The organism is Archaeoglobus sp. (assembly GCF_017656475.1).
Lineage (GTDB): Archaea > Halobacteriota > Archaeoglobi > Archaeoglobales > Archaeoglobaceae > Archaeoglobus.
Window position 1 is genome coordinate 25,704 of record NZ_JACDNT010000019.1, and the last position, 8,834, is coordinate 34,537.

13 protein-coding genes are annotated in these 8,834 nt (G+C 44.4%); 8 read left to right on the top strand and 5 right to left on the bottom strand.

The features are described 5' to 3' along the window. The first annotated feature begins 98 nt into the window (after window positions 1-98). The 3 genes from H0Z19_RS07060 to H0Z19_RS07070 all read left to right on the top strand — a co-directional run bounded on the left by H0Z19_RS07060 (window position 99) and on the right by H0Z19_RS07070 (window position 2,161). Window positions 99-1,505, top strand: coding sequence for an acetyl-CoA hydrolase/transferase family protein (locus tag H0Z19_RS07060; RefSeq protein WP_290725199.1), 1,407 nt, complete (start codon window positions 99-101; stop codon window positions 1,503-1,505). Between the two features lie 94 nt (window positions 1,506-1,599). Further along, window positions 1,600-1,788, top strand: a complete 189-nt coding sequence (locus H0Z19_RS07065; protein WP_290725202.1) for a hypothetical protein — start codon at window positions 1,600-1,602, stop codon at window positions 1,786-1,788. A gap of 4 nt (window positions 1,789-1,792) precedes the next feature. Further along, window positions 1,793-2,161 carry a hypothetical protein gene (locus H0Z19_RS07070; RefSeq protein ID WP_290725204.1) on the top strand — a complete coding sequence of 123 codons (369 nt, stop codon included), beginning with the start codon at window positions 1,793-1,795 and terminating at the stop codon, window positions 2,159-2,161. 1 nt (window position 2,162) lies between these two features. Here the strand turns inward: H0Z19_RS07070 and H0Z19_RS07075 are convergent, their stop codons facing one another. Further along, entirely contained in the window at window positions 2,163-2,348 is a 186-nt protein-coding gene (locus H0Z19_RS07075) for a hypothetical protein (protein ID WP_290725205.1), read from the bottom strand. Between the two features lie 267 nt (window positions 2,349-2,615). Between H0Z19_RS07075 and paaI the strand changes: the two genes are divergently transcribed. Then, the gene (gene paaI, locus H0Z19_RS07080) at window positions 2,616-3,029 is read left to right on the top strand and encodes a hydroxyphenylacetyl-CoA thioesterase PaaI (protein ID WP_290725208.1); all 414 of its coding nucleotides are present in this window, start codon (window positions 2,616-2,618) and stop codon (window positions 3,027-3,029) included. Here the strand turns inward: paaI and hisH are convergent. After that, complete coding sequence (gene hisH / locus H0Z19_RS07085; RefSeq protein ID WP_290725210.1) at window positions 3,019-3,612, bottom strand: imidazole glycerol phosphate synthase subunit HisH; 594 nt, start codon at window positions 3,610-3,612, stop codon at window positions 3,019-3,021. The genes paaI and hisH overlap by 11 nt on opposite strands. Window positions 3,613-3,661: 49 nt before the next feature. Here hisH and H0Z19_RS07090 point away from each other — a divergent pair, with 49 nt between their 5' ends. Next, the gene (locus H0Z19_RS07090) at window positions 3,662-4,450 is read left to right on the top strand and encodes an MBL fold metallo-hydrolase (RefSeq protein WP_290725211.1); all 789 of its coding nucleotides are present in this window, start codon (window positions 3,662-3,664) and stop codon (window positions 4,448-4,450) included. Here H0Z19_RS07090 and H0Z19_RS07095 read toward each other — a convergent pair. Further along, the gene (locus H0Z19_RS07095) at window positions 4,416-4,940 is read right to left on the bottom strand and encodes a nitroreductase family protein (protein ID WP_290725213.1); all 525 of its coding nucleotides are present in this window, start codon (window positions 4,938-4,940) and stop codon (window positions 4,416-4,418) included. The genes H0Z19_RS07090 and H0Z19_RS07095 overlap by 35 nt on opposite strands. A gap of 49 nt (window positions 4,941-4,989) precedes the next feature. Between H0Z19_RS07095 and H0Z19_RS07100 the strand changes: the two genes are divergently transcribed. Next, entirely contained in the window at window positions 4,990-5,706 is a 717-nt protein-coding gene (locus tag H0Z19_RS07100; protein ID WP_290725216.1) for an acetoacetate decarboxylase family protein, read from the top strand. Here the strand turns inward: H0Z19_RS07100 and H0Z19_RS07105 are convergent. Together H0Z19_RS07105 and H0Z19_RS07110 are read right to left on the bottom strand one after the other, a co-directional pair. Then, window positions 5,700-6,464 (bottom strand): Mrp/NBP35 family ATP-binding protein, encoded by a 765-nt coding sequence (locus H0Z19_RS07105; RefSeq protein ID WP_290725218.1) that lies wholly within the window; start codon window positions 6,462-6,464, stop codon window positions 5,700-5,702. The two genes, H0Z19_RS07100 and H0Z19_RS07105, sit on opposite strands and share 7 nt — an antisense overlap. A gap of 30 nt (window positions 6,465-6,494) precedes the next feature. Next, the gene (locus H0Z19_RS07110; protein ID WP_290725219.1) at window positions 6,495-6,950 is read right to left on the bottom strand and encodes a hypothetical protein; all 456 of its coding nucleotides are present in this window, start codon (window positions 6,948-6,950) and stop codon (window positions 6,495-6,497) included. Window positions 6,951-7,127: 177 nt separating this feature from the next. On the opposite strand from H0Z19_RS07110, the gene H0Z19_RS07115 reads away from it, so the two are divergent. Beyond that, window positions 7,128-7,895 carry a winged helix-turn-helix domain-containing protein gene (locus tag H0Z19_RS07115; protein ID WP_290725220.1) on the top strand — a complete coding sequence of 256 codons (768 nt, stop codon included), beginning with the start codon at window positions 7,128-7,130 and terminating at the stop codon, window positions 7,893-7,895. An 86-nt stretch (window positions 7,896-7,981) separates the two neighbouring features. Next, on the top strand, window positions 7,982-8,704 hold the full coding sequence (locus tag H0Z19_RS07120) for an FAD/NAD(P)-binding oxidoreductase (protein ID WP_290725222.1): 723 nt from the start codon (window positions 7,982-7,984) through the stop codon (window positions 8,702-8,704). Window positions 8,705-8,834: the final 130 nt, after the last annotated feature.

Consider the following 8,834-nt stretch of genomic DNA (forward strand, 5'->3'; position numbering starts at 1 on the left):
AAGCATTAACATTTTTCAATTTTTCAATTATCTTTTAAATTATATTTTTTTAGAAAGAGTTATATTTTCTGTACAATCTTTACCTTAGAGGTGATAGTGTGGACTACAAAAGCGAGTATGAGAAGAAGCTTATCAGTCCCGAAGATGCGGCAAGATTAGTCAAAGACGGAATGCACATAGAAATAGGTGGTTCTGCTAACACCGCTCTGATTATAGACAGGTATCTGGCACAGAGAAAGGATGAGCTGAGCAACGTCGAGATAGGGACATTCATAGACCTTGCACCGTACGAGTTTCTGAAAGCTGACCCTGAGCAGGAAACGTTCAAGTGGGAAAGCTGTTTCCTGTATGAGCCGGTGAGAAAATACAGCAAAGAAATTGGCCCGTGTGTACATAGACCGGGAGTGCTATCAGATGCAGGACTGATTGCGAGAGAGATTGGTATAGATTCAGTGGATATGGCTTTTCTTGTCACAACTCCAATGGACAGACACGGTTACTTTAACTTCGGCGTTACCTGCACCTTCCTGAAATCGATTGCAGAGGCAGCGGATACCGTTGTTTTGGTTGTCAAGGAAGACATGCCGTGGATTAATGGAGGCTATGATGAGTGTATCCACATCTCGGAGGTTGACTACATCGTTGAAGACAGGGAATTTCCAACACCGTTCCTGCCGTTTCTGCCACCACCTACCAAGGAGGACGAAATGATAGCGGAGAACATAATTGAAGCAGGGCTTGTGGAGAATGGTTCAACGCTTCAGGTGGGAATCGGTGGGTTGCCGAACACCGTTATAAAGATGCTGAAAGAGGCTGGATTCAAAGACCTTGGAATACACACGGAGATGATTGGAGATGGGCTTATGGAGCTGATAGAGGACGGGATAGTTACAAACAGTCAGAAGAAACTGGATAAAGGCAAGTCAGTCTTCTCCTTCGCTCTTGGAACGAGAAAGCTTTACGACTTTCTTGACAGGAACCCGAAGGTGGCGACCTATCCGGTAGAGTACACCAACCACCCATTCGTTATTGCTCAACAGCCGAAAATGTTCTCCCTGAACCAGATAGCTCAGATTGACCTGATGGGGCAGGTAAATTCGGAACAGATTGGTCTGACGTCTCCGACAGGTAAGATTTACCAGGTAAGCGGCACCGGTGGGCAGCTTGACTTTGTACTTGGCAGCTTCTACAGCTTCGACAGAAGGGGGAAGGCCGTGCTTGCGACTTACTCCACATACAACGGCACTTCCAGAATTATTCCCGCACTGCCAACTGGAGCAGCAATTACCGTCCCGAGATCAGTGGTGCAGTATGTGGCCACCGAGTGGGGCATCGCATACCTGAGAGGTTTGCCGATCTACAAGAGAGCCGCGGCATTGATTCAGATTGCTCATCCCGACCACCGAGATTGGCTTGAGGAGGAAGCGAGGAAGCTCGGTATACTTCCGCCCAAGTACAGCATACCTTCGGGTAAAGCAGATGGTGTGATATACAGAAGAGATTGAGGCAGAGATCTTCTCTGGATTTAATCAAAGCCCTTCATTACTTTTTACTGGGAGAAATCAAAGGATTTTTAAAACTCTAAATCAACACTTTTTTATGGAGAAACTCCCTCACCTCCTGAAGCATTGGGTTGAACACACGAAGGAGCACAGAGAGAGATTTGAAGAAGTAGCCAGCAAGATTGAAAGCACAGATCCGAAGATTGCTGAGAAACTCAGAGAGGCTGCAGAAAAATACAGAGAAGTCGAAGAAATTCTCAAAGAAGCGGTTAATATGGTAAGGTGATTCGATGTTCAGCCTTAAAGTGGAGTCAGAGGATGGATTCTGCAAGATGAAGCTTTATCCTGCAGACCCTGAGTTCTCAATTGGGGGCTACGGCAGAGATGACGTTCTGGTATTTAAGGGTGCCCCTGTAAGTCTTTCTGCAATTCAGAAGATGCTCGAAAAGGAGTTTGGTGAGGTTCTGGTCAATATAAAGGAGAACTCGATAGAAATCGAAATGCAGCGAATGGACTGCTCTCTCGTCATTGAGGATGTTGCAATAGCCATTCGCGAAATGATGGAAAATGCAGCTAAGGATTTAGACCAGATAGAGGAGATTATTAAGGAATCGCTGAAAAAGTACATGAGAAGGGTTGGCGGGAGTAATGGAAACTAAATCACTTTTTCAACCTGAATATTAGAACGGCAGTCGAAAATGCAAAGGCAATTGCTACAGAATGAACCACGTCAAGACCTGAAACTTTTAGGACTATAACGAGAACTGCGAAGGTCATTATAACCGAGCCCGAAATTGAGAGGTTTTCGAGTGAGTCCAGCAGATTTTTGCGTTGTTCATCCTTCATTTAGTCTATGTTGATCTTGAAGCTGAAAAACCTTTCTCTAGCGTTCAATGAACTCCTTCTTTAGCCCAATACTCCCAGCTGAATAGTTAGCAGCCCCAGTGCAATAACTGAGAGTATGATCATGTCCTTTATTTCAATCACTGCTTTCATAGTGTTGATTTACCTTAAGGATATTTAAATCTTTTCCTTTTTATATTAGTCAGATTATTATCATCATAATGAGGACTGCACAGGCAAAGTTTTTTGCTTTAATGCCAAGCAGGGACAATGGTGGAAAAGGTCAGAGAATACATGTACAAAAACGACAAGCTCTTCGAGCTGCTGGGTGCGAGAATTCTGGAGATGAAGGAGGGCTACGCAAAGGTCGAAATGGTCGTTAAAGATGAGCATCTTAATGCTGCAAAAGTCTGCCATGGTGGCATCATTTTCTCTATTGCGGATCTAGCCTTTGCTCTGGCGAGCAACAGCCATGGAAAGATTGCACTTGCCATCGAAGTGAGCATTACCTACATGAAAGCCGCTTTTGAAGGAGAAAAACTCGCAGCTGAGGCAAAAGAAGTCAATCTCGGAAATAGGACTGCTACGTATCTGATGGAGGTGAGAAATTCCAAAAATGAGCTCGTAGCTCTTGCAAAGGGAACTGTTTACAGGATGGACAAAGAATTCCCTCCTACCTCCTGACGATGCTGACGAAGTTCTCCAGAATTCTCAACCCAATCTTCCCGCTTTTTTCAGGGTGAAACTGAAAGCCGAAGTAGTTTTCCCTCTCGATTCCCGAAGGAAAGTCTATTCCGTAGTCGGTTTTGGATATTACAAACTCATCGTCAGTCTGCATGTAGTAGGAGTGGACGAAGTATACAAACTCGCCACTCTCAATGCCTTCAAGTATTTCTGTCTCCTTTATTATCTCAAGCGTATTCCAGCCCATGTGCGGCACTTTTCCAACGCTCGGAGGGAACCTCACCACTTTTCCAGGAATGTAATCCAGTCCTTTATGCAAACCACCTTCTGTGCTTTCTGTGGCGAAAAGCTGCATTCCGAGGCAAATTCCAAGTATCGGAACCTCCAAAGAATCTATTACGTCTTTCATCGCATTCAATCTTTCAATTGCAGACCTGAAAGCACCCACTCCAGGAAAAACAACTCCTGACGCGCTTTTTATTTTATCCGGGTTTTGAGTTACAACTACACTCGCTCCTACCGTTTCAAGAGCCTTTGAGATGCTCTTCAGGTTTCCGACGCCGTAGTTGACTATAACCATCATCACCGGATTTGGAGAAAAAAGATTAATTAAGGTTGTTCTAATTCAATCAATGTACAAGATAATCGAGGCTCCGAATTCCGGGAAATATCCCTTCAGCCACAGTCTGATTGTCGGGAAAAGCTGTATTATCGACACTGGAGCCGGTGAAAAACTCGCTTCATTGAGGTTTGATTATGTTCTCAACACTCACTGGCATGAAGACCATATAGCGATGAACAGGATAGGCAGAAAGGTTCTGGCACACCCTCTCGATGCGGAGGCGATTGAAAGTTACGAGGAGTTCAGGGAAAGGTACGGTTTGGGTGATCTGGCTAAGATGTTTATAAACTTTGAATTTGGTAGTGTCTATGATGTTTTTGAGGATGAAGACGAGCTTGAATTTGACGGCGTTGGTGTTGAGGTTCTGCACACTCCTGGGCATTCAGCGGGGCACTGCTGCTTTGTTGTGAATGATGAGGCTATTTTTCTCGGCGATATCGACCTCACAAGCTTTGGACCCTGGTATGGCTGCCTGGATTGCGATGTGAGGGATTTTGCTGCCTCGGTGAAGAGGCTGATGAAGGAGGTGGAGAGCAGAGACATAAATCTGGCAATCCCCTCCCACGGAAATCCGGTTTACGGCAAGGAGAACATAATCGAAGCTCTGCAGAAGTACCTCAACAAGTTTTGTGAGAGAGACAAGAAGATTAAAGAGTTGGCAAAATCAGGTGTGGATCCTGTGGGGAAAGGTGTTGTTTACAGAAAACTACCTGAGCCAAGGGAGATCTACCTGCACTTCGAAAAAATTATGGTGGAGAAGCACCTCACCACTTCTCTCGATAAATTCTGTCAGGGTTGAACCTATCCCCAGCCTCGTAAAAGTCCTTCTCATTTTTCGGATAGCCGAGTGAAACGACGCTGAAAACCACTATGTTCTCAGGTATCTCCAGAAGCTCTCTCAGCGCCTTCATTCTTTCCTCTCTCGGATAAACACCAAGCCAGACGGAGCCTATACCGAGACACCGTGCAGCAAGTAAGATGTTCTCAGTGGCAGCACTGCAGTCCTGAACCCACATCTCGTAAGGATATTTCGAGAGCTTGGGGTCAGCGCAGACCACTATAGCTGCACTCGCATGGGGGAGCATCTGGCCAAACGTGAAAGCCTCGCTCATCTTCTTAAGCATCTCCTTGTTTCTTACAACTACAAAGTGCCAGGGTTGCTCGTTTCCTGCAGAAGGGGCGAGCATCGCAGCTTTGAGAATTTTTTCGATGTCCTCATCGCTTATTTCCTCATCCGAGTAAACTCTGATGCTTCTTCTGGTATATATCATTTCAAGACACTCTTCCATGAAGCCAAGTGTAGCCAAAGTTAATAATACTTTCAGAAAAAATTGGAACATGGCGTGGACGACACCATACTCAAAATCGGGAAGGTCTGCATTGGTGCCTTCAGGTCCTTGGAACTACGGTATGGATGCCATAGCCGTTCATGCAAGCTTTGAAGGTGTAGAGGACTTGCTTCCAGGAGAGATGAAAAGTGACGGAGAGGGATATGTTTACTTTGCCGACATCGTCTCTCAGAGCCCGAACTTTCCAGAGCTAAATTTTGAGGCTCCGGGACTTGTTCAATACAGAGAATTCGCCGTTTTTCTGAAAGTTGAGTACAACGGAAGAAACTATGCATACTGTCCGTTCATGTATGTTGACAACGATGTCTCTCTTTTGAGAGGTTTTGTAGCGGGCTTTCCAAAAAAGCTTGCCGTTATTGAGATAACAAGAGACCATCCGCTGCTCAAGCAGAAAAAGTTCGGCGGTGTGGCGATGAGAGGTGGTTATAGCCTTGCGAAACTCGTGGTTGAACCAGAAGTGAAGGCTGATGCGAACCCGCTCGACAGCTTCGGAAGCTGGATACTGTACAGGTTAGCCGAGCCGATGGGAGTCAAAGATTTCGTGGAAATTGTTCCCGATGTTAGCTACGCAAAAATCGAAAAAGGTTCTGGAGAACTGGAGCTTTACGGCGGGATAAACGACGAACTGCCCGGAATCAAAGATGTCTTCGGAGGATACAGATTCTCGGCTTTGCTCAAAATAAAGGATATCAAAAAAATTCAGTAGGGGAAGAACTCGAACCAGTCCGGCTCGTATTCCTCCACTCTTCCCAAATCGGATAGTCTCAGCAACTCTGAGTCGATGGGGATTTCATAGAGGTATTCTATTTTATATTTCCTCGCGAGTTCCGATGCTTTCCCCTGTCCAAATATGTAGCTTCTCTCACCGCAGTTAGGACATTCAAAGTAGGCCATGTTCTCCACAATTCCCAGAACAGCAGTCTTCGTCTGCTCTGCCATTGTTATAGCCTTCTCTACTACCGCAGCCGTCAGTTCCTGTGGGGTGGAAACTATGACCGCGCCATTTGGTTTGGCATCCTGCATTACTGTAAGCGGCGCATCTCCTGTTCCTGGGGGCAAATCAATCAGCAGGTAGTCAAGTTCACCCCACGCAACTCTGCCGAGAAACTCCCTTATCATCCCCGCAATAAGAGGGCCTCTCCAGATTACTGGCGTTTCCTTTTTCGGGAGTAGGAACTGCATGGACATGACCTTTATCCCAAACCTCTGCGTTAATACCGGCTCCAGACCCTCATCGCTTACAGCAACCCTACCATTCTCAAGACCAAAGAGGTGGGGGATGCTCGGCCCGAGAAAGTCCGCATCCAGAATTCCGACTCTCTTTCCCTGCTTAGCATAGTGTACAGCGAGCAATGCTGTGACTGTGGATTTTCCGACTCCCCCCTTTCCACTCATTACGGCTATCCTGAAACTGATCCTGTCAAGTTTCTTCTTGATGTCCTCATCCGTAACTCTTCTCTGCATGAGCAAAAAATGAGAACTCGCTTTTTAAATTCACGTATTCGTAAACCTTTTACAGACTTCATTATCACACAGTTCAGGGTATAGCGAGGGGAACATTACGTAAACCGGCACGGCCCAGCATGGTGAGTTCCAGCAGAAGTTTTTGAAACTGAGCTCGAAACTTTCACTTTCGAGATATATCCTGTATCTGGAATCTTCGACTTCGTAGGCCATCAAGAAGTCTTCTTCTTTACCAATGATCTTAACAAGGACGAGAGCTTTTTTCTCAATAAGCTGTCTGCAAACTGCAACAACTCCTTCTTCGATCAGTATAAGTTTACCCTTTAGCTTATCAAAATCTAAGGACTTAAGGTGTGTCAAAAACTTTTTTGACTTTTTATCGCTGAAGATTTTGGCGATGTCCTCTGCTGTTAATGTAACGGGTTCAAAAACCACTTTTGACTCAGCATTCCCTCCCAAGTTACACACACCAGTTGCCGGTTCCATGTTTCCCTTGTTATCTACGGAATATAAAAAATTTTTTTATTTGTTTTGATTAAAATTTAATATCTCAGGTTATTTTCTAACCTCTTTGGTCAATCGTTAACCGATAAAGTAAACTTTTTACATTAATGGTTAACCAAAAAGAAAAAGGTTAAAACATTGCAATCCCAATTTGACATTATGGATACCTTTGAAGCCCTTGCGTGTTCAGGGCAGAGGAAAAAGATTCTAAATATTCTTTCAAGTTCTCCGAAATCTACTAAGGAAATTAGCGATTTGACGGGGATATCATCCCCCCTGATTTCAAGACATTTGAAAAAACTCAATGAACTAGGATTCGTGGAGAAAGACGGCACTCGCTATATTCTGACGGACAAGGGCTACTTCGTATATCTTGCACTTGAAAAGTTCAGAAAAATAGTAGAGATACTGGATAAGGATCCTGAGTTCTGGGAGATCCATGATTTTAGCGGAATTCCGGATGAATTCAAGTTAAGAATAGACGAAATTGGAGACTACGAGATACTGAGAAGTGGCAAAGATGAAGTGCTGAGACACTTCAAGGTATTCTCTTCTATTTACACCGAATCTAAGGTTGTCAGACTTGCGTCGGCAATTTTCTTCCCCTCACACCCCAAAATGTTCGCGGAAATTTCAGCAAAAGCCGATGTTGAGGTAATAATACCGCTAAAAGCTTTGAACAAACTTAAAAGTGAGTACAGAGAAGAACTGGAGCACTATCTGTCGAATGGAGGTAAGATTTACAGAAACGACGATGTTAAGTTAACGGTCATTGTTACTGAAAGGGCGCTTTGTATGGGCTTCTTTCTCAGGGATGGAAAATATGATACAGAAAGTGGTCTGCTGAGTTTAGACAGCAGTGCGATAAGATGGGGATTTGAACTGTATAACTATTTCAAAAAGAGTGCTGTCCCGGTGGAAATCTGAATGCTAACAATGACCATAGAGACATAATTGTTTAATGCAGAGACAGTGTGATGAATGTAAAGAGCATAATCTGGATGTGAAGAAATATGGCATCAATAGACTACGTAGTAATAGGCGCTGGCTATGCAGGATTGATGTGTGCCGAAGCACTTATGGATAAGGGATTCAGAGCCCTCGTATTCGATATGAGAAGCAGCGGAGGAGAAATTGTCGTATTTTCCAAGCTTGAAGAATTCAGATCAAAATACGAAAAGTATATTGAAAAGGTTGAAGAAATAAAAGAGGACATTCCTGTTGATGTAGGAACCGTCATCAAGTCAAAGCCTGTTATAATAAATTCAGGTAATGGTCTGAAAAGATATGAGGCAAGGAGAGTCATACTCGCCACTGGTGCGGCTGATGCCGCCCCTGTGAAGTTGAACGTGCTAAGCAAGAAAGTTAAAGGTATTTACACACTCGACAATGCCCTGAGAGAGATTTCTGAGAACCACAAAATAGGCGAGAAAGTGCTGCTGGCAGCGAAAGATGACGTGGTGGTGAAACTCGCTGAATCTCAGCTAAGCGAGCTTGGCTATGAGGTGGAGATCGGTGAACTCACAGGAGATATTCAGGTTACCGGAAAGGAGAGAGTAGAGGGAGTTGAGATCTCAGGTGTCAGATACAACTGCGATACCCTCATTGTTTATGGGGGCAGAAACCCCTTCAACCCACTCAAGCTGAGAGGGACTCCTGTTGGCAACGTTGTAACATGTACATACGACTACTCCAAAGTTGAGGAGAATGTAAAGAACTTTATTGCAAAAATTTAGAACTTTTTTACACCTTAAATTCAAGGATAACGAATAAAACGGAAAAACTTAATACATGTGCGACTGATGGTGAAGCAGGTGATTAATATGGATGTAAAGGAGAGGATAAAAACCGTAGCAGTTCTCGGCG

Excerpts from the sequence above, each read along its gene's own strand:
- H0Z19_RS07100 (WP_290725216.1), top strand. The coding sequence starts at position 4,990 with ATGGCGTGGACGACACCATACTCAAAATCGGGAAGGTCTGCATTGGTG.
- hisH (WP_290725210.1), bottom strand. The coding sequence starts at position 3,612 with ATGATGGTTATAGTCAACTACGGCGTCGGAAACCTGAAGAGCATCTCA.
- H0Z19_RS07090 (WP_290725211.1), top strand. The coding sequence starts at position 3,662 with ATGTACAAGATAATCGAGGCTCCGAATTCCGGGAAATATCCCTTCAGC.
- H0Z19_RS07105 (WP_290725218.1), bottom strand. The coding sequence starts at position 6,464 with ATGCAGAGAAGAGTTACGGATGAGGACATCAAGAAGAAACTTGACAGG.
- H0Z19_RS07070 (WP_290725204.1), top strand. The coding sequence starts at position 1,793 with ATGTTCAGCCTTAAAGTGGAGTCAGAGGATGGATTCTGCAAGATGAAG.
- H0Z19_RS07110 (WP_290725219.1), bottom strand. The coding sequence starts at position 6,950 with ATGGAACCGGCAACTGGTGTGTGTAACTTGGGAGGGAATGCTGAGTCA.
- paaI (WP_290725208.1), top strand. The coding sequence starts at position 2,616 with ATGGTGGAAAAGGTCAGAGAATACATGTACAAAAACGACAAGCTCTTC.
- H0Z19_RS07120 (WP_290725222.1), top strand. The coding sequence starts at position 7,982 with ATGGCATCAATAGACTACGTAGTAATAGGCGCTGGCTATGCAGGATTG.
- H0Z19_RS07065 (WP_290725202.1), top strand. The coding sequence starts at position 1,600 with ATGGAGAAACTCCCTCACCTCCTGAAGCATTGGGTTGAACACACGAAG.
- H0Z19_RS07075 (WP_290725205.1), bottom strand. The coding sequence starts at position 2,348 with ATGAAGGATGAACAACGCAAAAATCTGCTGGACTCACTCGAAAACCTC.
- H0Z19_RS07115 (WP_290725220.1), top strand. The coding sequence starts at position 7,128 with ATGGATACCTTTGAAGCCCTTGCGTGTTCAGGGCAGAGGAAAAAGATT.
- H0Z19_RS07095 (WP_290725213.1), bottom strand. The coding sequence starts at position 4,940 with ATGGAAGAGTGTCTTGAAATGATATATACCAGAAGAAGCATCAGAGTT.